Origin of the sequence: Bacillus sp. A260 (genome assembly GCF_009861435.1) — a bacterium.
GTDB classification, from domain to species: domain Bacteria; phylum Bacillota; class Bacilli; order Bacillales; family Bacillaceae_G; genus Bacillus_A; species Bacillus_A cereus.
The window spans coordinates 1050496-1074911 of record NZ_CP046398.1 but is presented as its reverse complement, the minus strand read 5'-3'; the positions used below and the strand labels follow the sequence as shown (position 1 = coordinate 1074911).

Sequence of the window (24416 nt, the reverse complement as noted above, 5' to 3'; positions counted from 1 at the left end):
TTCTTTTATTATAACTTGTTATGCACTTATAACGTAAATATTAAGCGCTTCAATCTTCAGAATAAGAACATTGATAAACATATTGTCTTAAAATTTTTAAGAACGGCTGTAATGGACATTTTCGAGTCTTAAGTGTTGGATGAAATTCTATTATCTTTATCCTTCAAAACTCATCTATGCAATTATGCATAACTATCCATTACGTTTTATTTTCATGTTACGATATAAATGTAATACGACATATATCGACAAAGATAAAAGGAAGTGATTGTATGAAACGTTCTAAAACCTACTTAAAATGTTTAGCATTATCCGCTGTTTTTGCTAGTAGTGCTGTAACTCTTTCAACACCTGCTACTTACGCTCAAACGACGTCACAAGTTGTAACAGATATCGGGCAAAATGCAAAAACACATACGAGCTATAATACATTTAATAATGATCAAGCTGATAATATGACAATGTCTTTAAAGGTAACTTTTATCGATGACCCAAGCGCTGATAAACAGATTGCCGTTATTAATACAACTGGTAGTTTTCTAAAAGCAAATCCTACTATAAGTGATGCACCTATTGATAACTACCCAATCCCTGGCGCTAGTGCAACATTACGTTATCCTTCACAATATGATGTTGCATTTAACCTTCAAGATAACAGCGCTCGTTTCTTTAACGTAGCACCTACAAATGCTGTAGAAGAAACGACTGTAACATCTAGCGTATCTTATCAACTTGGTGGCTCTGTTAAAGCTTCTGTAACGCCTAATGGACCTAGCGGTGAAGCTGGTGCAACTGGTCAAGTCACTTGGTCTGACTCTGTAAGCTATAAACAAACTAGTTATAAAACAAATTTAATTGACCAAACAAACAAAAACGTAAAGTGGAACGTATTCTTTAACGGATATAACAATCAAAACTGGGGTATTTACACACGTGACTCCTATCATTCTTTATATGGAAACCAACTTTTCATGTACTCTCGCACATACCTATATGAATCTGATGCAAAAGGTAATTTAATACCGATGGATCAACTTCCAGCATTAACAAATAGCGGTTTCTCTCCTGGTATGATTGCTGTTGTTATCTCTGAAAAAAATACAGATCAATCTAACTTACAGGTCGCTTATACAAAACACGCCGACGACTACCAACTTCGTCCAGGCTACACATTCGGAACTGCAAACTGGGTTGGAAACAACGTAAAAGACGTTGATCAAAAAACATTTAATAAATTGTTCACACTAGATTGGAAGAATAAAAAATTAGTAGAGAAAAAATAAAGTAAAACTTTAATGAGTGGGGGGGCTTCATCCCCTACTCATTATTTTATTAGTTAAATCAATCGGGTATTAACTGGTATTTTAAAATTTCACATGTTATATTGTGATGCACATTTTGGAATTAATGCAGCAAAATATATAAAGATTATAAAAAATGCACTCAATAATTTCGGTGCATTTTTCATTTCATGTTTTATCGCTTTTTATTTTAATTCATAATATTCTTCAATATCATCATCAAACTCATCCCACGCTAAAGACATAATTGGATATGCATCCTTTGACGGTACCTCTATATTTTTATATACAAGGCAAATACGTTCTTTTGGATAACTCTTTTTCTTTAATGGAAACACTTCTATGTACTGAAATCCTTTTTGAAAATATTGATTTAATCCTTCTTTCATTCCCATCGTGAGAATTTCATCTTTATCAGGAATATTTCGTCCAATCCAGTCACATAACATCAATACTGGATATGCATTTCCAGCATACTCATTCACACCCACGACTTTTAGTATAATGTACTGCCCGCTTAATAACCGATACGTAATTACATCTCCAATTTCCAGCTCAGTTTTTAGAATTACTCTTCTTTTTACCTTTTTCGGTTTTGGGAAAGGTGAAACTAAATTCTTTTTTAATTTCTCCAAAACAAGCTCTCTTTTCTTCTTTAATTCCGGTTCTCTCCACCATCGTTTTAAATCTGATTTACTTTCAATAATACAAATGGCTTTTTCCTTAACTTGAGGATTCAATCTTCCTAGTTCCCATTGAATTGCAGCCAACGCTAGCCAAAAAATATTTTCTTCATGTTTTCGTAAAGATGAAATATATGTATTCACCATCATCTCAGTAGCTTCTTCTGAGCTATAGCCTTCACTAATCAAATCTTGGAAATCAAACTTTATATTTTCAGATAGATTATCTTCAAAAATACCTACTCCTGATACATACATTCGGCACCTCTACTCACTAGATTTATAGTAAATCAAATTCACCTTCACTAGGATAAATCTGTACATAATCTTCCTCATCGTTTACATAGGCAATCTTCACACCATCTAACAACTGCTGATTTTCTAATTCATTTAGAATTGTTTTCAACGCTTTATCAACGTCAATTACAAAGTTAAATATGTTAATCGTCCCGCTACCAATATCTCCACCATCACAATGGCCATTTCCAGACCACCCTAACGCTTCATCCATTATCTCTTGAACTTGGTTTCGTTTTTCCAATACTTCTTCCAACTGATTTTCTGTGTAATCATATTGCAAAACAAATTCTATTAGCTCTTCCTCATCGAGTACCTTATAGCCATCCGCCAACTGTTCATCCGCTAACTCTTTCATTTCTTTTTCAACACGTTGAAATGGATACAGTTCTATTTCATACATTTCACCTGTATCACCAACACAGCCACAATGTACAATTAAAGTTTTCTCCGCCTCTTTCCATATTTCCCAAAACAACATTTTATCCTTTTCTTGCTTAACCAGTTTAATCATATAGACACCTTCTTTTTATTTATACATTTACAGCCCATTGTCTACGAGGATTCTCCCCAATTAATGCAACACTATCATTAGAGAGCCATTTTAAATCTCCTAAATATGGCACGAACATAAACTCATGTGGACTAACTCTGTGCAGTAGTTCCCTCTTTAACTCATTCTTATCACGGTAATCTTTTACAATCATATAAATAAGATATTCATTAATCTCATGCATGCAAAATACCTCCGCTATATATTTCCTTCCAGGACTTACTTTCTTTTTCCATACATAATTATTTTCATAATTTTTTTCAATTACTTTATTATAAGCTTCTTGGAATGGTTGATATTCCCACTCAAAGATATCTCCGACACTTTTAGTAGCTCTCTGTATTATATTGAGAAGCATTTGATTCTTTTGGTGATTGGTCAAAGAAATATATTGTTCTAAGTTGAAAATAATTTGAATTTCTATAAAGCCATCAACATTTATCAAACTAGCCTCAGATAATTCATCCACTAAATGAATTATTATTTCTTTAGTTTCAGATGTATGATATTTCCCTAAACAACTAATATATAAACCTGATATACATCTGGATTCATCGCGAATTTGTACAGCCTTATCTTGAAATTCCTCTTTATAATAAAACTGTGTAGCTTGTTCTTCATTTAATTTTTTTTCTTTCATAACCTTTCGAATTTCCGAAATGTATTTATTCGGATTAAATTCTAATACAAATTTAATATCTCTTAAAATCATATCATCCCTCCAGAGTACCCAATTTAAAATCTTTTAGGTTTTGGATTTATATGTTTATACAAGTTATTCCCCTGATTAAACTTACTATAATCAAGAAAATGAATAACTAACCTTGTTTATCCTAGATCCATATTAAAAAGAAAGTTTTCAAATAACTCCAATTCAAATTTATCCCTCGTCTTTAAATACTCTTTCTTTTTCTCAATGATTTGTTCTAACATCTCTTCTTTATTTAATAACAAAGCTAATCCAATAGCATTTTGTGCTCGAGTCCCATCAAATATTGTCCCTATTAATCCAGCCTCATCGTCATCTCTTACACATAAATCAAATACATTTTCCATATCTACATACTTATCAATATATGGAATGAAATACTGTTTAACCTCTTTTAATATATCTATGGTAACAGGCAAAATATCGGTTTCCTTTTCAACACACCATCTTTTTTGCTCCCTATGGACTAAATTCCCTAACTCAACCCCAATCGTATAGGTTTCCTTTTTCTCTTTACTTGTTAAACCTTCATCCCATTGATTTTTCATATTTTCTAATTCATCAAAACGAATTCCCACATCCACCGTCACATCAAAATCTTCTAGGTGATTGATAAAGGCTAAATGTATACCGATTTTTCCTTTATCAAATTTTTTCACCAGGTCTTGTTGTGTAATTCTAGTCTTATAACCGTTTTCTTTTAATGCTTCACCTAGACCTTGCAGTAGCTTTAATTTTAATTCTTTTTTGTTCATATAATTCCTTCCGCTCTCTATTTTGATTTGTCCCACGAGGATTAGATACATGTCCTATCCTATATATAAAGAAAAAAGAGCCTATATTCGCTCTTCCTTCATATACACATTTAACAAATGCATCTTTCTAACCACTAACTTTTCTGGTGATATATTAATAGCCTCTAAAAGCAAACTGAATATACAAGTATGTACCAACACCATAAATAACAAAAGCAACTATAGTAATTAGCCAATTTTCACGAGTTTTTTGTACATACTTCGAACATGCCCAAAAAAGAAGTAAAATAATTAATTGAATTGCAGTCACTTTTGAGACAGCAATTATAGTAGTTTCCGTAACAAATACTACCCATGTCCCGAACAACATCCGAATACAAAAAATAATCGCCCCAATACGTGTTTCAGTATATTGTTTATTTATATTTATAAAAAATATATCTTGCAACATAACAGTTAATGTTAATACAACTACTAAAGCCAAGATAGAAATGAATTCTAAAAATTCTATAAGCACTTTTAGTCTCCCTTTTGACATCATTTTATTATAATTTTCATTAAAGATTCTTACTATCATGTAACTAGGTCTACAAATACCCTCTCATTATCTATACAGTTTTCGCATACATAATATGAAAATAACAGCTAAGAGCATAAATAATAAGTGCAATCATTGTAATATACCACTTTCCTCTGTACTTCTTTACACACTGCATAAGCTCCCAAAGGAAAAGTAATATAATTGATTGAATCACTAAAATATTTAGCGTCCCTAACAGAGTAGCTGTCATAGAGTAAATGATCCATATACTCACCAATGAACGTATAGCCATGATCGTAGCAAAGATTCTCCTATAATGAGACAGTCTTATACTACCTATGCAGTACTCTTGTAAAAATACGATAGATGCTACTAGCATATTTAAAACCAAAATTAATAAATATCCAAAAAACTCTATCAACTCTAAATTCTCCTTCATAAATTTATTTACGATTTCCTATCGCATCAAAAGTTAACAATTCACTCCGAAGTTTTATAAGTTACTTTTTCAAAAATACTAGCTAATATTCCAATAATCATCAAAGAGATTATTATTCATACATTCATTTTATTACTGAAGGACGACCTATTTAAAAATCCAATTTTTTAGCGGACTTGAAATAGTCTTGAAATTTATCATCGATGTCCTCATCTTTACTAAAAAAAAGCGTTACATACGAATCCCAACAAACAATTTCAAGTTTTGCTTGAGGGTGCTGAATATTCGGACTTGGTACCCAGAGCCCTTCATTTCCATTTGCATAGGGTTCTACAAGCAAATTATTAATATCAATGTTTATAGACTTATCAAACGCAGATAGTACGCCCCAAATAAATTGAGGATTATATTTCTTTACGAGATTTGAAAGATCTTCACCTGCTATCCAAACTATTGGATGCGACATTTTAGGATAATCTCGGATAAGTTTCTCTTCCTGATGTGCGACAATCTCCATGTCTGTTATAAGCCAATTAAACTCTTTTTCCCTACCTTGAAATGAGTCAAAAACGGAAGGCAAAACTGTATGTTTAGATCCATGTAAAATGAAGTTCATTCAATCCCTCCAATTAGTAACAATCGATAAGTTAGCCTTCTTGAACTTATTATGTGTAGATAATTAAACAAATACCAATGAATACTGCTAATATACACAATATAATAGTTGTTGCAGTATCTAGCAAAATGCTTACGGCTAGAAAAATTATTGATTTAAGAGCAAAAGAAGGCCCTTTTTCTTTCCATTGCCGATAGATTTGTATCATTGCATAAATTAATGGAATCATACCACCTATAATCAGGATAATTCCTATTATTTTCCCCCTGTTTCCCCTCCTTTTAAAGATTCGAATCAATAAATATACTATATAATCATACGCCCTCAAAATATATCCTGATATTTTTGAAGTTATTTTACACATACAAAACCCTCTAATCATAGCTACACTCGTATTAAGCGCATTGTTAAAAGTTATATAATCTTTCATTCTGTAATTAACGGAACTTTCCATCTGCTAAAAACGTTGCCATACAGCTTAACATCTTCTAAGGTATTAAATTTCCTAAGATATCAATTAGCTCTTCTAATGCTCTTCCCAAATCGTTTATATTGTCTCGTTCATCAAAACCTTTCTCCATTAATTCATCTGCTATAATATCTCTCAATTTATTTATTTTTTCAGTTTCTATCATACTTAAGTCTTCATAAACATTTAACCATAGTAAATGTTTATTTTGTGATTCTAATGTCTGTTTCAATAAAATGTGCATCTCTTTATTTAATTTAAACAACCTTATTTTTTCCTTTCCTTATGTATTTTGAACCTTTAGCAAAAGTTGTAATTACTTTACCTTTTTTATTTAAAACTACTACAGCCTGTTTACTAGTAGATTTAGTTCTACCGCCACTTTGTATAACTTTTTCGCCAGTTTTAACAGCATTTAAAATCACCTTAGATGATACTCCTACACCATCACGACTAATTGCCTATACCATTTCTTTTCTTTCATAAACTCACCTCGCTGAAATATTTTTCAACACAATAATGTTACATATCCAAATCTAAATAAAAAAAGAGTAAAGTAAATACAGTTTAAAAATAAATACATCTATCATAAAAAAGAAAAAACGATTTCTTATCTCATTAATGCTTGTAGTATCCCAACCCATTTAACGATTGATAAAATAAGACAAGGGCTTTTTTGGAATCATCGGTTAAACTTGCAATTTAGTTGAAGAAGGCACAAACTGATGATGCGGAAAAACGTAGTATATAGAAGACTATGTAAGGAGTTTGTCATATGATTGATAACAGAATTTCGAAAGATTATGACCATGAAATAGATGATTCTTTAAAAGAAATTACAGATACAACCATCTTACTTAATTTTCAAAAAGCGATTGTAAGTTTATATCCTCATCTAATACCAATTCATGCTTTTGCCTATGACGCATGGGATGATATTGTAATGCCATTGTTTTATGAGATGGTATATAAAACTTTTGCTTTTAAATACGGGATAGATATTAACTTTAAAGAAACTCATACCTATATGTTTTCGCTTAATAGTTATAAAGGGATACATCACATCGAGTGTGTTCCAAAGTGCACGACATTTAAGATTTATATTAACGAAGAATGGATTGAAATGGATAATAAAAGTTTGAAAGAAAATGTATTTGTATTTAAGTCATTTGGGGATGGATTGCATTTTCTAACTGGCGGAATTGAAATTGAAGATGCTTATCGTGTAGGATTTGACCTTGTTGAGGTTGATATTGTTTCTACCATAACAGGTCTTCCATCTAAAACAAGTATTTTTATTGATAAAGAGCATGTAGACTTTGTGTTTGTTGCAGAAACATATGATACAAATATCCAAAATTAAAAATTTTATGTAAGAACGTAGGAAGAATATCTTCATTACTACTCGTATCAAATAGTTGTTTGAACACGCTCCGCTATTATATATACAAACTTCCTACTACATTTCATATGAGAAAAAGTTATTACGATAAACAAAGAAAAGGTCTCCTAAAAGATATTTTAGGAGACCTTTTCTTATTAATAGATTTTGTAATTTAAGAGTGAACACTCTTAAATTACAAAATCCTCCGGAATAAACACTTTCACTTCTTTCGGCTGTACGTATACGAAATCACCCGCTTGAATGTTCAGCTGTTTGAACTGTTCTTTCGTAATTTCTGCTTCTAAATATTCATCTGTTTCGTCTCGTTTTAATTCTACATATACGATATTTCCGACTGCGTGAGAATAAGATACTTTTGCCGGGATTGCATCTACGCTTTGTTTCGTACGAGAGATTGATAAGTCATGCGGCCTTACGTAGGCTATTCCGTCTACGTTGGAAACGTGCTTATGCTCTGGTGCTTCTAGTTCGACCGATCCTACATTTAGCTTTCCTTTATGAACGCGGCCGTGAAATAAATTTACATTTCCTAAAAAGTCATATACAAACGGACTTGCTGGGTTTTCATATACTTCTTCCGGTGTTCCCATTTGTTCAATGCAGCCTTCATTCATTACAACGATGCGGTCTGCAACGTCTAACGCCTCTTCTTGATCATGTGTTACGAATACGCTCGTAATTTGAAATTCGTCATGTAATTTTCGGAGCCATCTTCGTAATTCTTTTCTCACCTTCGCATCGAGTGCACCGAACGGTTCATCGAGTAATAAAATTTTCGGTTCGACTGCAAGTGCCCGGGCTAGTGCAATACGTTGACGTTGTCCACCAGATAATTGCGCTGGATAACGTTTAGCAAAGCCATCCATTTTTACGAGCTTTAATAATTCTGTGACCTTTTCTTCTATCGCTTCTGCTGACGGTCTTAAGCTTTTCTTTCTTACTTTTAAACCGAAAGCGACATTCTCAAATACATTCATATGCTTAAAGAGCGCATAGTGCTGAAAGACGAAACCGACTTGCCTGTTTTTCACGTGAATGTCTGTTAAATCTTCTCCATCAAATGAAATAGAGCCTCCATCCGCTTCTTCTAATCCTGCAATAATGCGTAATAACGTCGTTTTCCCAGAACCTGACGGGCCTAATAAGGCAACAAGTTCGCCTTTTGGAATATCCAAATGAATGTCTGTTAGTGCTTGAAATGTACCATATTGCTTTGATACACCTTGAATTTGAATACTCACCGTAATCCCCCTCTTATTGTCGTTTTTCCATTCGCCATTCAATCCAGTTTTTTATAACGAGTGTAAACACTGCAATTAATGACATTAACGTCGCTACTGCAAATGCTGCTGAAAATTGATATTCATTGTACAAAATTTCAATATGGAGCGGCATCGTGTTCGTAATACCGCGCACGTGACCTGATACGACAGAAACGGCTCCAAACTCACCGATAGCACGGGCATTACATAGAATCATGCCGTACAAAAGACCCCATTTTATATTTGGAAGCGTAACGCGCCAAAACATTTTCCAGCCACTTGCGCCAAGTGATAAGGCTGCCTCTTCTTCACTTTTCCCTTGTGCCTGCATAATCGGAATTAATTCACGTGCAACGAACGGGAAGGTTACAAAGATTGTTGCGATAATAATGCCTGGTACAGAGAAAATGAGTTTCACTCCATGTTCAAGTAACCATTCGCCAAGAGCACCCCTCGGTGTGAAAAGTAAGACGAATACTAATCCTGCGATAACTGGTGACACAGCAAACGGCAGTTCAATAAGAGAGAGTAATACTTGTTTTCCTTTAAACTGAAACTTTGTAATAAGCCACGCGGCCGCTACCCCAAATATCGTATTAAGAGGCACAACGATTAACGCAACGAGAAGCGTTAATCTAATTGCTGAAAATGCTTCTTGAGCTGTAATAGCGGCAATGTATACATCCATCCCTCTTTCAAAGGCTTTTAGAAAAATAGTTATGAGTGGCAGTAATAGAAAGAGAGATAAAAATAAAACTGTAATCGTAATTAATATGCCTGGTACAAGCTTAGATTCTTTTTTAGCTGATACGCTTTTTACTATTTTCTTTTCTAATAATGTTGGTTCCATTTTCTCTCCTCCTATTCACTTTTTAGTTCATGCCTTCTACTCCAGCTTTGAATCATATTAATAAGAAGAAGGAAAAGGAGAGAAATAATAAGCATCACGGTCGCTACAGCTGTTGCCCCCGCATAATCATATTGTTCTAGTTTCGTCATAATCATCAGTGGTGCAATTTCTGTTTTCATCGGCATATTACCTGCGATGAAAACGACAGATCCGTATTCTCCTAATGCTCTTGCAAATGCGAGTGAAAAACCGGCAAGAAGAGCGGGAAAGATTTCTGGTAAAATGATTTTCACAAATATTTGTAAGCGGGATGCACCTAAACTCGAAGCTGCCTCCTCTACTTCTTTATCAATATTTTGCAGCACTGGTTGCACCATTCGAACGACAAATGGTAAACCGATAAAAGTAAGCGCAACGATAATTCCGAGTGGTGTAAAAGCTACTTTTATATGAAACAGACTAAATATTTTCCCAATCCATCCATTTTCTGCATAAAGCGTTGTAAGTGTAATACCAGCTACAGCTGTCGGAAGTGCAAACGGTAAATCAATGAGTCCATCTAATAGTCGTTTCCCTGGAAATTTGTAGCGTACGAGCACCCAAGCTATTAATAAACCGAAAATGGCATTTACAATAGCAGCTGCAAATGAAGTTGTAAAACTAACTTGATAGGAATGCAACACACGCTCGTTCGTTATAACCCCAGCGAACTTCTTCCAACCTAACTGTGAAGTTTGAATAAATACGATAGAAAGTGGTATAAGTACGAATAAGCTCATGTACAACATTGTAAATCCAAGCGATAATCCAAACCCTGGTAAAACACGCTTCTTCCTCATCCTCTTTCACCTCATCCCCCTTTAGCAGTACGCATTATTTTTGATAAATTTTATCGAATACGCCGCCGTCATTAAAGTGTTTTTCTTGTGCTTTTTTCCAGCCACCAAATAGTTCATCTACTGTAAATAATTGAACTTTCGGAAATTGGGATGCATATTTTTCTGCTACTTTTTCATTGCGCGGGCGATAAAAGTTTTTCGCCGCAATTTCCTGCCCTTTTTCTGAGTACAAATATTCCAGGTATCCTTCTGCTACTTTTTTCGTTCCTTTTTTATCAACGACTTTATCTACAACCGCTACTGGTGGTTCTGCAAGTATACTAATAGAAGGGGTTACAATTTCAAATTTATCTTTTCCAAGCTCTTTTTGGGATAATAACGCTTCATTTTCCCACGCGATTAATACGTCTCCAATTCCTTTTTCAACAAATGTTGTCGTTGCTCCGCGCGCTCCTGAATCTAATACTTCTACGTTTTTATAAATTTGGCTAACAAACTCTTTCGCCTTATCTTCACCATTATTATATTTTTTCAATGCGTATCCCCACGCCGCTAAATAGTTCCAACGTGCTCCGCCTGATGTTTTTGGGTTTGGTGTAATGACAGACACACCTTTTTTCGTTAAGTCATCCCAGTCTTTAATTCCTTTCGGGTTTCCTTTTCGAACAAGAAATACAATTGTTGACGTGTATGGAGTGGAATTATTCGCAAGTCGCTTCTGCCAATCTTCTGCTAATTGTTTTTTCTTACTAATCGCATCAATATCATAAGCAAGTGCTAGTGTAACAACGTCTGCTTCTAAGCCATCAATAACAGAGCGCGCTTGACTTCCAGATCCCCCGTGTGATTGTTTTACATTTACTGTTTGCCCATGCTTCTCTTTCCAATACTTCGCAAAATCTTTATTAAAATCTTGATATAACTCCCTAGTTGGATCATAAGAAACATTTAAAAGCTCAACTGTTTTTTTATCTCCACTTCCTTCAGAATTACTAGTGGATGTTGCCGAACCACACCCTGATAAAAGTACAACTGCTGATAATAAAACACCTGTACTTTTCATAAACGCTGTCTTACCCCACTTTTTCATCGTTAAGCCCCCTTAGTTTATACAATAGAAAAAGGCACACAATATATTCACAAATGTGAACATTGTGCGCCTTCAGTTTATCTGATTAGCTTCTAATGTATTCTATTCGATTTCTTTTCATTTTAATTCTGTAATTCATATGTGTCAACTTGGATTTTAAATTTTCTTACTAAACTAAAATATTGGCATACTTCGAGCCCAATGATTTTTCAAATCAGCAAATTCTTTTGGTAACTTACTATTTTCATTCCATTCTAATTTATATGCATTTACTAACACCGTAGCCATTGATTCACGGTTCATTACTCCATTTTGATTAAAATTACCGTTCTTATCACTTTCAGAGTTCATTTCATCCATAATATCACAAATAAGATATTGCACTCGCCGTAAGCGTTAATTCCTTCTGTTCTACGTATATCTCCTCCTTGTTGATCATATGAAGGTTTAAATATATGGCACCACCGCTTAATCAATACATAAAAAATGAGGCAACCACCTTCAAAGATGGTTGCCTCATTTTTACACTTGCATCGCTTTCTCTCTCAATGCTCTTCTTAACAACTTACCAGTCGTATTCTTCGGTAATTCTATTAAAAACTCAATGCTTTTCGGCACTTTATATTTCGCTAAATGTAACGTACAGTAATGCATTAGTTCTTCTTCTGTTACGTTCGTTTGTTTCAGAACGACGTAAGCTCGCACTGCTTCTCCTAAGTTTTCATCAGGAACACCGATTACGACAACTTCCGCTACTGATTCGTGCGTATATAATACTTCTTCTACTTCACGAGGGTATACGTTATAACCGCCAACTAAGACGATATCTTTTTTACGATCAACGATATAGAAGTAACCTTCTTCATCCATTTTCGCCAAGTCACCTGTATATAGCCAGCCGTCTTTCAATGTCGCAGCTGTATCTTCTGGTGCATTATAGTATCCTTTCATAACGTTAGGTCCGCGAACGATTAATTCACCGACTGCGCCGACAGGTACTTCTTCCCCAAGTTCATTTACAATTTTATTTTCTACATGCCAAATATTTGTGCCAATCGACCCTGGTTTACGAGGACGATCTAGCGGATTGAAACAAGTAACTGGTGATGCTTCTGATAAACCGTATCCTTCTGAAACAATAACGTTAAAACGTTTTTCAAAGTTTTGCAGAAGAGCAACAGGCATCGATGCACCACCGGAAATACAAAGGCGAAGCGTCTTCACATCTTCTGCACTTGCTTCTTCAAATAAATATAAATAATTGTACATCGTCGGTACGCCAGCAAAGATCGTTGGTTCGTATGTGCGACAAATACGGAATACTTCTTTCGGACTAAATTTCGGTAACATTAAAATCGTTGCCCCGTTCACAATCGGTGCATTTACCGCAACTGTTAAACAGAATACATGGAACATAGGCAGTGCCGCAACAACGCGGTCATCAGCCGTATATTGTAAATACGACGCCACATCGTTCGCATTACTATATAAATTTTTATGTGTAAGCATAGCGCCTTTCGGTTTTCCAGTTGTACCCGAAGTGTATAGAATAACCGCTACATCTTCTTCATCTAGTTCAGGACCTTCGTAAGTTGTATCTCCAGTCCCCACAAAACTAGTAAACGTTTTCATTTTTTCGGTTTCTGTATGGTTAAAATCTGATGAGGTTTCGCATATGATGATGTTTTCTAATGAAGGAAGTCTTGTTGTAAGAGATTGTATAACAGGTAGAAGGACGTCGAGTACGATGATTGTTTTTACATCTCCATTTTGTAAAATATAATGCATTTCGTCTGCTGTATAAATTGGATTAACTGGAATAACAGTTGCTCCGGCTTTCATTGTTCCGTATAAACCGACCAAAAAATGTGGTGAGTTCCCAACAACTAATGCGACATTGTCCCCTTTTCCAATACCCATTTCTGCTAAATTGCCAGAAAACCTTGTGACCATTTTGTTTAATTGGTCATATGAGACCGACTGATCCATAAATATATAAGCCGGTTTATCCCCCTTCTTTTTTGCCGTTTCAGCCAAAGATTGAACGAGATTCACAAAAACCCCACCTTTATAAAATTTAGAATATTTAAAAATTCTAAATTAATTATATTAAAAGAAAATTAAAGTGGCAAGTGATATTCTATTAACTGCATATAGACAGACCACCTACTCTTAGTTTACTTTGGAAGAATAAGGGGATTTTATTTGTAAGTAATTTATGAAACTAGACCAGAAATCATTTTAGGATAATATGCATTCATCTTTTCTCTAAGTTTATTAAGTTCCTCTTTATTTAACGTCGTATGCTCGCCGTGCAAGTTAAGAGCGTCCGCTCCATCTTCATGAAAATACACCGTAACATATAACGTCGGTAACCCTTTGTTGTTTTCATCTATTGATAAGACGACATCTGGCGTTTTATTAACAGTGCTGAATGTTTCATTTCTTTTCCACTTCTTATTTTGAAACATGTCTTGTATATCATGTATCTTTCGTTTGTTATCTGTATGCGTAAAATATATAACATTATCCTCAGCCGGTTTTCCGATAGACAAAATTGTACGACTTGAGGGCAATCCACTGTTACACGCTGTCATTCCGATGACGAAGCTGAGCAATAATATAACGTACATTACTCTTTTCATTTCGATTCGCCTCCTTTTCATATATATATTCCTTTATAAGAGGCAGATGTCCTGTAAGTATACATTTTGTGGTAAATGGAATTATATCGACAAAACTACAAAAAGAAAGAGGCTGCCTTTATGGCAGCCTCCCTCATTTTTAGAAGAATAAATGTAAGAAATCTTCTGTTGTAATGTTACCGAAGTAGCGTGCGATATCTACGCCTTCTAAAGCTGCAGTGAATGCATCTTTATCGAACTGAACGCCTGTTAGACGCTCTTCGATATCATGAACATCTAGTGAACCGAAGAAGTCGCCGTAAATTTTACATTCTGTTACTGTTCCTTTTTTCACTTCAAGACGAACATCAACTTGTCCAACTGGGAAGCGGTGTGAATGTTGTAAGTTGAACTTCGGTGATTTTCCGTAGTTCCAATCCCAATTTTGGTAACGTTCTTCAGAAAGTTTGTGGATCTCTTTCCAATCATTTTCTGTTAATTCATACGTTGGGATTTCTGTTTCTCCTTCGAAAATTGTTTCTAGAAGAAGTTGTCTAAACTCCTCTGTCGTCATTTCTTCGTTTAGGAACTCTGTAATGTTCGCAACGCGGCTACGGATTGATTTAATACCTTTTGATTGGATTTTATCCATTTTTACTTTTAACGCTGATACGACGTGATCGATTTCAGAGTCAAATAGTAACGTACCGTGACTGAACATACGACCTTTCGTTGAGAACTGCGCATTACCTGAAATTTTTCTACCTTCAGCTAAAATGTCGTTACGACCACTTAGTTCTGCATTTACGCCTAATTTACTAAGCGCTTTCGTTACAGGCTCTGTGAATTTTTTGAAGTTGCTGAAACTGTCTCCATCATCTTTCGTAATAAAGCTGAAGTTTAAGTTTCCTAAATCATGATATACTGCGCCTCCGCCTGATAGACGACGAACGACATGAATACCTTTTTCTTTTACGTAATCTGCATTAATTTCTTCTACTGTGTTTTGGTTTTTACCAATGATAATCGAAGGCTCATTAATGTAAAACAGTAAATATGTTTCGTTAATATCTAAATTCTTCACACAATATTCTTCAATCGCTAAGTTTATTCTAGGGTCTGTAATTCCTTTATTATCAATAAATAACATCGTATCACCTCATGAGTTCCATACGTAGCCACTATGCGCTAGCGTAATATGTCCACTGAAAATTTGTTTTGCTTCTGTTACTAAATCAGATGGGTTGCCTGTATGCGGTAAGTGCGTTAATAAAAGTTCTTTTACATTCGCATCTTTTACAATACTTGCTACTTCTGTACTATTCATATGCCCTGCTTTTGCAGCCTCTTGATGTGCATACATATTACACTCACAAATGAAAAGATCAGCATCTTTCGTGAATGGAATAAACTCAGGAATATAACTGGAATCAGCGCTGTATACTACGATATCACTACCTGCTGTAATGCGCATCGCAAAGCATGTAACAGGATGAACAGTTTTTAAGAATGAAATCGAGAACGGTCCAATTTGAAGTGTTTCTTCTGGATTGTACGCGATTCCTTTCGTATGCGGTTCATGTGTTAAAGAATGGAAACCATTCTCATCAAACGTATGACCGTATATTGGTAGTTCTGGTAGTTGCCTTGTTGTCGCGCTCGTAATTAATCTCGCATATTGCAATACCCCAATATCTGCAACATGATCGTGATGATAGTGCGATAGTACAACTGCATCTATATCAGATGGTGTTATATATTTTTGAAGCTGTGCTAGTACACCACTACCACAGTCTACAAGTAAACGAAAACCATCGTGTTCAAACAAATACCCCGACGTTGCTTCTCCCGCTTCTGGAAAGCCGCCCCAAAAGCCGACAACAGTCATTTTCATATGTATCCATCCTTTCTAAAACCGAGTAGGAATGCATGGTTTACTTACATCCTACATTGTTAACTATAATCCATTTCCTAAACTTTTTCATTAATTTTCAATTTTGTTATAAAACAGTTGTTGACTTTTATTTTTTGTACTAATACAATGATAGTAAGAAATGGAAATGGAGGGATTGACATGATCGATCAACCAATGGAGTTTTTCAGAAATTTACCGACGAAAACTTGTGCGCACTGTGGGAAAGAAATTGATGAGCAACACGAAGCATACCATAACAAATGTGACGATTGCGTTCACGAAGAATAGTAGTTTGTGAACATAAAAAAACCTAGCAGACATAGTCTACTAGGCTAATAACATCTTATCCTTCATCGTTGAACCTTTCACCAAGAGCTCCAGTTCAAACTCATACAATTCTTTTTTTCGATAATTTTTCGTATGGATTTTATCCATCATCAGGTCGACAACTTTTCGGGCCATTTCATCAATTGGCTGTTCAATAGTCGTAATACCTGGTTCTGTAATCTGCGATAATATTTGATTATCAAAACCGATAACAGCGAGATCATCTGGAATGCTCCAGTTATGGCGTTTCGCCTCTGAGATAATTCCAGCTGCTACCTCATCGCCTCCTGCCAAAATCGCGGTAGGATTTTTTTTGTCCTTTAATACTTCATGGAATATTCGTTTTCCATCCTCCCAAGAGAAAGCGTTTTCAAGAAAGTCAATCGCTTCTACTTGGCGGCTCTTCTCAGTTATTGCACGTAAAAAGCCCATTTTTCGCTGCTGGCTAACGACTTTGGTTTCGTTACCACGGCAAAAAATAAGATTACGATATCCTTGATCTAACACATGCTTCGCAGCTATGTATGCTCCTTGCGCATGATCAAACTTCACTGTTGGAATATTTGCTTCCTCAATATATTCATTACACAACACGATTGGACCGTGCTGTAAGTATGGCTCTACATCTTCCCACGGATTTTCTAGTGAACATAAAATAATCCCATCTACTTGCTTCGTAGATAATAATTGTAAATACTCCATCTCTTTTTCCGGTAAATATCTTGTTTGACAAATAATCAGTTTATATTTATGTTCAGAAGCAGCAATCTCGATTGCTTCGATAAATCTACTGAAGAAAGGATTTGTAATCCTTGGAACTAGCACCGCAATTGTTTCCGTTTTTTGTTTACGAAGCCTTCTCGCCGCAGAATTAGGAACGAAGCCTAAATGCTTCATTGCTAATTGAACCCTTTTTTTCTTCTCATCTGAAACATATGGATGATTATTAATCACCCTAGAAACCGTTGTCCTTGATAACCCCGCTAATTTCGCCACGTCCTCTATAGTCGACACGAAATTCTCCCCCTTTGCATGAAAACGTTTTCTTAAATTGATTATATAGTATATTATTGGAAACTGCAATATCGGTTGTTATGATTTTACTATATTAATATTATACATAGGAAAAAGTCTGTTAATGCAGGGGCAATATACTACTTTTAGAAATTTACGTTATGTACATTCCTTTTCTTAATACCATATATCCTTTATTCAATATAAAACCCCATCAATACGTCATCTCCATATGATCCATCTTCATACTTTATTTGCTTTCTTTGTCTTCCTTCTTCTACAAAACCCATACGTTTGTACACTTTAATTGCCCGATCATTAACAGAAACTACACCTAAGCAAATTTTCTCTAAACCTTTCTGCCCTTTCGCCCAACTAATAAGAAATTCAATTAATTTCGTGCCGATGCCTTGATTACAATACGCCTCTTTAATCCCCATTCCCATTGTGCCTGCGTGTTGTAACCGTTCTAGTTCATATCGGTTGAAAATTAAAAAGCCAACTACCTTCCCATCTACTTCATACACGATATAAAGATTACCTTTCTCATTACTTTTCCGTATCTTTTCTCTTTCTGCATTCATATCATTCGGTAACTTCTTTGGGGATACTATGAAAAATTTTGTAGTAGTTTCCGATAATATAATTTCTTTTCTAATATTCATAATTGCTTCTGCATCAGTCTCTTTTACTAACCGTATCATTGAATCACCTCGTACTTTTTCTTTTTAAAAATAATATTACAACTATAAAACGGCCAATATGCAATATTACATATTGAGAATCTTTTTACTCTTGATACAATATTCATATATCAAAATAAAAGGAATGTATACAATGAATCCAATCTTAACAGCTGCAAAACAACTATTACATAAAGAAGAAAAAATTTTATCTACTTTAAAATGTTCACTTACTGGCTATATGATTACGCATAAAGTCCCGTATCCTGGCATGTTACTTGCTACTAATCAAAGACTTCTCTTTTTTAGCCAATATAAAAACACATTCATTGCCGAATTTGATTATGAAAAAATTCTATCCATAGAAACGAAGAGAAGAATCTTTGACAAAAAAATAATATTTTACTATGAAGATGAATATATAACGCTTGGATACATTACAAGTTCGAATGTTGAAGCGTTCATAGACTTACTACATAGAACGTAAGTATTCCAAATGCATCTTTCATACTTGTATATACTTCTTTATCAAACAATATAGGTGAAAGGGCATAAACAAGAAAGATTATTAGCGGATTTACGATAAAATAATAAGTAAGATTGCCTTTCATCATATCAACTCCTCTACCCTATGTTTCTCTGTAAATTGTTGTAATTCCTGTCCTTTTATTTAGCTATACATGAAATATGATGAAATTAAGGAGAAAAAGGGATACAAAACAACCATTACATTATGAAGAAAATATTTTATCCACTTTAAGTACAGTTGTACAACTTTCTTACAACTGTATTTCTTTTTCATTTTTACTCCTCTCATCTACACTTCTCTTAATGTATTTATTACTTTTACGTCTGTAACTTTTTATTCAAATTAATAAATTTATTATGGTAAATTATGTTATAATTTAATTATACATACTTTGGAGGGGAAATAGTGAAAAAAGCTATTATCGTATTCAGCATCCTATATCTTATTTTAACCGTACATACAGGAGCTGTTCTTTTAGGAAAAGAGGATTATAAAGGGACTATCAATACATTAAAGAAAACAAAGGAAACCACTTCCTTTCAATCTGCAAAAGACGGTGTGATTTTATTAAAAGGAACATTAACTACCGCGCAACCTATTACAGAGGAAAAACTTCAAAATAAAGAATTCGCACTCCTTGAAATTAATACATATAAACGACGAAAAGCAAATTGGATAAACATTAATACTGAGCAGCATATTGCAAAGCAACTCTTACTAAACAATGAGACTCTTCCTGCATTAAAAGAAATCCGCTTCTCAATGGAACCAATTACACTGTCAGGCAAAGATATTTCTGCCGAAGACTATTCACTAAAAAAGGATGATACCCAATTAACAATTAAAGGTAAAGGATACCGATACACCGGAATAGAAAACAAATCAGACGTTCTTATTTTTGGCATAAAAAAAGGAGATACACTTGAAGGTTATAGTGGCTCTGAAATTCTAATAGGAAAAACAAAAGAGGACATTTCCAGTAACATGAAACTATATACTTTTGCTGAAAAATATGGTCCATTTGTTTGGATTGTAGCTACAATTATCCTTATAAGTATTGCTATATACTTCTTCCGTAAAAATAGAAAAACAAATGAAATTTCTCAGCCTATAAAGTGAAACTTTAATCAGTAGGTGTTTTGTTCAGCCTCACTGATTATTAGCCCACACTAATCAGGCGTTTATTGGCAGTCTATCTCCCACCTAACTTCTTTTCTCTAGCCAAATTTTGAGGTGGGAGCCTTACTGCCCACAAATAGCGTGATAAAAAAAGACCAATAAAAAAGGCACCATTTCGGTACCTTTTTTATGTTCCTTATTTACGCTTCAACCGATTGATTTTCAGCAATATTTCTAAATTGTCGTTTATGCATCCAAGTTAATGAAGCGATTGTTCCAAGTGATAATACAACAATGAAGATCATGAGCATTCCAATGTTTTGCCACATGAAGTTAAAGTCTCCGCTTGATACAACTGCCTTCAATCCAGATACAGAGTATGTCATCGGTAACCAAGCATTGAATGGTTGTAAAAACTTCGGAATCAATTCTAGTGGGAATGTTCCGGCACTCGTTGTAAGCTGAATAATTAATGTGATGATGGCGATGAAACGGCCTGCATCACCGAATGCTGTTACTAAACATTGAATTAATGCGATAAATGCTAAACTTGTAATGATACTAAAGAGTATGAAGTATGGAATGCTTTGTACTTCTACACCCAATCCGAACAGTAATATAACATCTGCTACTATCGCTTGAATAATACCAACTGATAGTAGTACGCCGAACTTACTAATAAACCAACTAAACCCTGATTTCGGAACGCCGACTGTATCACGTAATGGATATACGATTGATAATAGTAATGCCCCAACGAATAAACCGAGTGATAAGAAGTACGGCGTAAATCCAGTTCCGTAGTTTGGAACTTCCGCCATTTTCTCCGTCTTCACTTTTACAGGACTTGCAAACATATCATACGTTTTATCCGTCCCTTTTACTTCACCAGTTTTTTCTGCTCCTTCGCCAAGTTTCTCTGCAAGTTCACCTGAACCATCGTTTACTTTTACGAGACCATCCGTTACTTTTCCTGATCCGTCTGCTAGTTTATTTACTCCGTCGATTAGCTGGGTTGAGCCATTTGATAATGTGCCTAAGCCTGTTGTTACTTGACCGGAGCCATCTGCTAATTGATTTACTCCACCTGCCATTTGATTTGCTCCTACAGATAATGTTCCTAAACCGCCTGTTACTTGGCTTGAACCATCTGCTAATTTGGATACCCCTGCTGATAATGTTCCTAAACCGCCTGTTACTTGACCGGAGCCATCTGCTAATTGGGACACCCCTACAGATAATGTTCCTAAACCGCCTGTTACTTGGCTTGAACCATCTGCTAATTTGGATACCCCTGCTAATAATGTTCCTAAACCGCCTGTTACTTGGCTTGAGCCATCTGCTAATTGATTTACTCCACCTGCCATTTGGTTTGCTTCTGCAGACAATGTTCCTAAACCGCCTGTTACTTGACTTGAGCCATCTGCTAATTGATGTACACCACCTGCCATTTGATTTGCTCCTGCAGATAATGTTCCTAAACCGCCTGTTACTTGACCAGAGCCATCTGCTAATTGATTTATCGCATCAATTAATTGACCGGATTCATTTTTAAATTTATTTGCGCCTTCTTTTGCTACATTTAAATTTTTACCAAACCCTTGGAAATTTTCAACAAATCCTTTTTGTGCACTGGCTAATTTCTCAATACCCTCTGTTAAAGAGTCCAATTTCGCTGTATTCGGTAGTTTGTTTTGTGCATCACTTGTTTTTTGATTTATTTCGCCTTTTAATTGTTTTACTTCTTCATTTAATTTATTTGTTCCACCTGCTACTCCGGCAGCTTTTTGTTGAACTGTAGCTGTACTTTTTACAGCACTTGTTATAAATGGTTGTAACTGCTCTTGATATTCTTTCGGTAAACTCTCGATTTGCTTTTGTAAATTCGCTACATCTTGCGCTGCATTTTTTGCATCTCCTGCTGTTGATTGCGTAAGTTCATTTAACTGATTTACATTCGCCCCAGCTCCATCTATTTTCTCATTTACTGTATTCAATATAGAAGGGCCTTTCGACTGTATTTCCTCTAAACCTGCAGCAGAACTTTTCACTTTACTATTTAAATCTTGCAAACCCTTTTCAATTTTTTGAGAAGCTACCTCTAATTGTTTTTGTCCCCCAACCAGTTGTTCCATACCATTTGATAGATCAGTTGTTCCTGTTTTTAATTCACCGGATTTACTTACTAACTTGTTCAAACCACCGGTCACTTTCTCAGATCCATCACGCAATTCGCCAATACCTTTTTGCATTTCACCCGTTTTGTTATTTAACGTATTTAAACCGTCTGTTACTTTTCCTGACCCATCTACTAATTTTCCGATACCTGTTTGCATCTCACTTGTTTTACTATTTAACGTATTTAAACCGTTCGTTACTTTTCCTGATCCATCTACTAATTTCCCGATACCTGTATTGCTATTTAGTGCATGTAAACCATCTGTTACTTTTCCTGACCCATCTACTAATTTTCCGATACCTGCATTGCTATTTAGTGCATGTAAACCGTCTGTTACTTTTCCTGACCCATCTACTAATTTTCCGATACCTACATTGCTATTTAATACATGTAAACCATCTGTTACTTTTCCTGACCCATCTACTAATTTCCCGATACCTATTTGCATTTCACCGGTTTTGCTATTTAACGTATTTAAACCTGCTGTCACTTTCCCAGATCCATCAAATAGTTTCCCAACTCCATCCTTCATCTCCCCAGACTTCCCTTGAAGTGTATGAAGGCCATCCGTCACTTTACTTGAACCATCATGCAATTCACTTGATCCGTCGTGTAGTTTACTTGCCCCTTCTGATCCATCTGCTAATCCTTTTGAGACGTCTTTAATAGAATCGAACATTTTCTCTGCATATGTTTTCGTTAACGTGCTTGATACTTCAGTTTTAATCTTTTCAATGGCTGTTCCTCCAATTTGTGAAGATAAGAAGTTTAAACTTTCGTTTGGAATGTACTCTAAGTTTAATGGCTTTGGATTGTCTTTTAGTAACGTTGTAGCGTTACTGGAGAAGTCATCTGGAATGCGCACTAACATGTAATACTTTCTACCTTCCATTCCTTTCTTCGCTTCTTTTTCACTTACGAACTCCCATTTAAAACTTTTATTATCTTTTAAATTATCAACGAGCCCTTTTCCAACCTCAATTGGTTTCCCATCAAATACTGCGCCTTTATCTAAATTGACTACTGCAACTGGTAAGTCATCTAACTGTTTATACGGATCCCAAAAGGCCCACAAAAACATCCCTGCATATAAAATCGGTACGAATAAGACCGCAATAATTGGAATTAATATTTTTTTACTTTTTATAATTTCCGTGAACTCTTTCCGAAGTAACTGATTCCCTTTCATAATTCCTCCCCCTTTTATAAAATGACCAAAATGTTCATATAGTCATTTTTACCCAAACAAAAAGGCTATACTTGTTCATACATATGCCTTATTCCCGAATTTATTACTATGCAACTTTTTCTCATTATGATTATAATTTTTCTATATCCCCCCTTAACTTAAATATATGACCATATTGTTCATTTGGTCATTTTTTATAAAATTAAAAGGATTATCTTAGTTTGACAATCCTTTTAGTAAATAAAGTTCAAATAACTCTGCAATTTTTTCTTTTTCTAGCGGTTCATGATTTTTTTCCCAATCAAAAATAAGCGATACATATAGACGAAGCATAATAAATGCTGTAATTTCTGGATCACATTTGCTAATTTCACCTTTTTCAATCGCAATCTTTAAATACGATTGAATAACAGAAACGATTTCCACATCAACTTGTTGCATAACTTCTTGTACTTCTTTCGTTCCCATATCGCGCTCTTCTTGAATTAATTTAATCATAAGCTGATGTTCTTTTCTAAATTCCAAGATGCTATATAATGCTCTATGTACATTTTCAAAAAATGAAACATCTGAACGAATTGCACTTTCTGCAACTTGCTTCATTTCTGTAATTAAATTAGAAATAATTTCACCAAATAGCTCTTCTTTATTTTTGAAAAAAGTATAAATCGTTCCTTTTCCTACATTCGCTAACTTCGCTACTTGATCCATCGTTGTTGCTTTATAACCGAACGCTGAAAAAGACTTTGTTGCAGCTTCAATAATAGAACGTTTTCGATCTATCGCCACATTGTCACCTCCAAAAATGACCAATTGGATAATATAGTCAATCAGTACATCTTTGATATTACCACACGCTTACATTCTATACAAGTTCTCTTTTTATTATTTCCAGTATAAAAAAATTTCAGTCAAGTTATATCATACTGTCCATAGTTTATCAAAAAGTATACTTGTATGGAAAGCTAGAATATATTCGTAAATAATTGCTGACTAGATCCCACTAGAAACTTAATAAAATAGACAGT

At 34.8% G+C, this 24416-nt stretch carries 28 protein-coding genes and 1 pseudogene; 6 read left to right on the top strand and 23 right to left on the bottom strand.

What is annotated here, in order from left to right; genetic code table 11:
* Window positions 1-15 precede the first annotated feature (15 nt).
* Together GD442_RS28355 and cytK2 are read left to right on the top strand one after the other, a co-directional pair.
* Window positions 16-129 (top strand): annotated as a pseudogene (locus GD442_RS28355) (TetR family transcriptional regulator); the annotation flags it as partial.
* 143 nt (window positions 130-272) lie between these two features.
* Window positions 273-1283, top strand: a complete 1011-nt coding sequence (gene cytK2 / locus GD442_RS05490) for a beta-channel forming cytolysin CytK2 (protein ID WP_000830633.1) — start codon at window positions 273-275, stop codon at window positions 1281-1283.
* 203 nt (window positions 1284-1486) lie between these two features.
* Here cytK2 and GD442_RS05485 read toward each other — a convergent pair whose 3' ends face one another.
* The 10 genes from GD442_RS05485 to GD442_RS27640 all read right to left on the bottom strand — a co-directional run bounded on the left by GD442_RS05485 (window position 1487) and on the right by GD442_RS27640 (window position 6788).
* The gene (locus GD442_RS05485; RefSeq protein ID WP_000289515.1) at window positions 1487-2242 is read right to left on the bottom strand and encodes a hypothetical protein; all 756 of its coding nucleotides are present in this window, start codon (window positions 2240-2242) and stop codon (window positions 1487-1489) included.
* Between the two features lie 22 nt (window positions 2243-2264).
* Window positions 2265-2795, bottom strand: coding sequence for a hypothetical protein (locus GD442_RS05480; RefSeq protein WP_000594116.1), 531 nt, complete (start codon window positions 2793-2795; stop codon window positions 2265-2267).
* A gap of 19 nt (window positions 2796-2814) precedes the next feature.
* Window positions 2815-3546, bottom strand: a complete 732-nt coding sequence (locus GD442_RS05475; protein ID WP_086407898.1) for a hypothetical protein — start codon at window positions 3544-3546, stop codon at window positions 2815-2817.
* 116 nt (window positions 3547-3662) lie between these two features.
* On the bottom strand, window positions 3663-4298 hold the full coding sequence (locus GD442_RS05470; protein ID WP_001034372.1) for a hypothetical protein: 636 nt from the start codon (window positions 4296-4298) through the stop codon (window positions 3663-3665).
* 154 nt (window positions 4299-4452) lie between these two features.
* Complete coding sequence (locus tag GD442_RS05465) at window positions 4453-4815, bottom strand: hypothetical protein (protein ID WP_000904358.1); 363 nt, start codon at window positions 4813-4815, stop codon at window positions 4453-4455.
* A gap of 91 nt (window positions 4816-4906) precedes the next feature.
* Window positions 4907-5260, bottom strand: coding sequence for a hypothetical protein (locus tag GD442_RS27645; protein WP_000569000.1), 354 nt, complete (start codon window positions 5258-5260; stop codon window positions 4907-4909).
* Between the two features lie 169 nt (window positions 5261-5429).
* Window positions 5430-5894 carry a hypothetical protein gene (locus GD442_RS05455; RefSeq protein WP_001009371.1) on the bottom strand — a complete coding sequence of 155 codons (465 nt, stop codon included), beginning with the start codon at window positions 5892-5894 and terminating at the stop codon, window positions 5430-5432.
* Between the two features lie 49 nt (window positions 5895-5943).
* Entirely contained in the window at window positions 5944-6123 is a 180-nt protein-coding gene (locus GD442_RS28350; protein ID WP_050428243.1) for a hypothetical protein, read from the bottom strand.
* 259 nt (window positions 6124-6382) lie between these two features.
* Window positions 6383-6628 (bottom strand): hypothetical protein, encoded by a 246-nt coding sequence (locus GD442_RS05450; protein WP_000475559.1) that lies wholly within the window; start codon window positions 6626-6628, stop codon window positions 6383-6385.
* Window positions 6621-6788, bottom strand: coding sequence for a hypothetical protein (locus tag GD442_RS27640; RefSeq protein ID WP_000602521.1), 168 nt, complete (start codon window positions 6786-6788; stop codon window positions 6621-6623). Before GD442_RS27640 ends, GD442_RS05450 begins: the two co-directional genes overlap by 8 nt.
* A gap of 350 nt (window positions 6789-7138) precedes the next feature.
* Here GD442_RS27640 and GD442_RS05445 point away from each other — a divergent pair, with 350 nt between their 5' ends.
* Window positions 7139-7726, top strand: a complete 588-nt coding sequence (locus GD442_RS05445) for a hypothetical protein (protein ID WP_000566764.1) — start codon at window positions 7139-7141, stop codon at window positions 7724-7726.
* A gap of 209 nt (window positions 7727-7935) precedes the next feature.
* Here the strand turns inward: GD442_RS05445 and GD442_RS05440 are convergent, their stop codons facing one another.
* The 9 genes from GD442_RS05440 to GD442_RS05400 all read right to left on the bottom strand — a co-directional run bounded on the left by GD442_RS05440 (window position 7936) and on the right by GD442_RS05400 (window position 16327).
* Window positions 7936-9009 carry a sulfate/molybdate ABC transporter ATP-binding protein gene (locus GD442_RS05440; RefSeq protein WP_000027096.1) on the bottom strand — a complete coding sequence of 358 codons (1074 nt, stop codon included), beginning with the start codon at window positions 9007-9009 and terminating at the stop codon, window positions 7936-7938.
* A gap of 13 nt (window positions 9010-9022) precedes the next feature.
* Complete coding sequence (gene cysW / locus GD442_RS05435; protein WP_000433822.1) at window positions 9023-9880, bottom strand: sulfate ABC transporter permease subunit CysW; 858 nt, start codon at window positions 9878-9880, stop codon at window positions 9023-9025.
* A gap of 11 nt (window positions 9881-9891) precedes the next feature.
* Complete coding sequence (gene cysT, locus GD442_RS05430; protein WP_001227879.1) at window positions 9892-10719, bottom strand: sulfate ABC transporter permease subunit CysT; 828 nt, start codon at window positions 10717-10719, stop codon at window positions 9892-9894.
* A 34-nt stretch (window positions 10720-10753) separates the two neighbouring features.
* Entirely contained in the window at window positions 10754-11809 is a 1056-nt protein-coding gene (locus GD442_RS05425) for a sulfate ABC transporter substrate-binding protein (protein WP_000758698.1), read from the bottom strand.
* A gap of 174 nt (window positions 11810-11983) precedes the next feature.
* A complete protein-coding gene (locus GD442_RS05420) occupies window positions 11984-12160 on the bottom strand; it encodes a hypothetical protein (protein ID WP_025687454.1) in 177 nt (58 codons plus the stop codon).
* Window positions 12161-12331: 171 nt separating this feature from the next.
* Window positions 12332-13864, bottom strand: coding sequence for a fatty acid--CoA ligase family protein (locus GD442_RS05415; RefSeq protein WP_001055147.1), 1533 nt, complete (start codon window positions 13862-13864; stop codon window positions 12332-12334).
* 161 nt (window positions 13865-14025) lie between these two features.
* Entirely contained in the window at window positions 14026-14454 is a 429-nt protein-coding gene (locus GD442_RS05410) for a hypothetical protein (RefSeq protein WP_000832612.1), read from the bottom strand.
* Between the two features lie 139 nt (window positions 14455-14593).
* On the bottom strand, window positions 14594-15583 hold the full coding sequence (gene lplA, locus GD442_RS05405; protein WP_000897285.1) for a lipoate--protein ligase: 990 nt from the start codon (window positions 15581-15583) through the stop codon (window positions 14594-14596).
* Between the two features lie 9 nt (window positions 15584-15592).
* Entirely contained in the window at window positions 15593-16327 is a 735-nt protein-coding gene (locus GD442_RS05400) for an MBL fold metallo-hydrolase (RefSeq protein ID WP_000784669.1), read from the bottom strand.
* Window positions 16328-16507: 180 nt separating this feature from the next.
* Between GD442_RS05400 and yhfH the strand changes: the two genes are divergently transcribed.
* On the top strand, window positions 16508-16636 hold the full coding sequence (yhfH, locus tag GD442_RS05395) for a protein YhfH (RefSeq protein ID WP_000567010.1): 129 nt from the start codon (window positions 16508-16510) through the stop codon (window positions 16634-16636).
* Window positions 16637-16675: 39 nt separating this feature from the next.
* Here the strand turns inward: yhfH and GD442_RS05390 are convergent, their stop codons facing one another.
* Window positions 16676-17689, bottom strand: coding sequence for a LacI family DNA-binding transcriptional regulator (locus GD442_RS05390; RefSeq protein ID WP_000103715.1), 1014 nt, complete (start codon window positions 17687-17689; stop codon window positions 16676-16678).
* 194 nt (window positions 17690-17883) lie between these two features.
* Window positions 17884-18393: a GNAT family N-acetyltransferase gene (locus tag GD442_RS05385; RefSeq protein ID WP_000620467.1), complete on the bottom strand. Its 510-nt coding sequence runs from the start codon at window positions 18391-18393 to the stop codon at window positions 17884-17886.
* Window positions 18394-18526: 133 nt separating this feature from the next.
* Here GD442_RS05385 and GD442_RS05380 point away from each other — a divergent pair, with 133 nt between their 5' ends.
* Both GD442_RS05380 and GD442_RS05375 read left to right on the top strand, forming a co-directional pair.
* On the top strand, window positions 18527-18859 hold the full coding sequence (locus tag GD442_RS05380; RefSeq protein ID WP_001068219.1) for a PH domain-containing protein: 333 nt from the start codon (window positions 18527-18529) through the stop codon (window positions 18857-18859).
* Between the two features lie 447 nt (window positions 18860-19306).
* The gene (locus tag GD442_RS05375) at window positions 19307-20020 is read left to right on the top strand and encodes a hypothetical protein (RefSeq protein WP_000709140.1); all 714 of its coding nucleotides are present in this window, start codon (window positions 19307-19309) and stop codon (window positions 20018-20020) included.
* 200 nt (window positions 20021-20220) lie between these two features.
* Here GD442_RS05375 and GD442_RS05370 read toward each other — a convergent pair whose 3' ends face one another.
* Together GD442_RS05370 and GD442_RS05365 are read right to left on the bottom strand one after the other, a co-directional pair.
* Window positions 20221-23388 (bottom strand): YhgE/Pip domain-containing protein, encoded by a 3168-nt coding sequence (locus GD442_RS05370; protein WP_086401900.1) that lies wholly within the window; start codon window positions 23386-23388, stop codon window positions 20221-20223.
* Window positions 23389-23604: 216 nt separating this feature from the next.
* Window positions 23605-24177 carry a TetR/AcrR family transcriptional regulator gene (locus GD442_RS05365; RefSeq protein WP_000963381.1) on the bottom strand — a complete coding sequence of 191 codons (573 nt, stop codon included), beginning with the start codon at window positions 24175-24177 and terminating at the stop codon, window positions 23605-23607.
* Window positions 24178-24416: the final 239 nt, after the last annotated feature.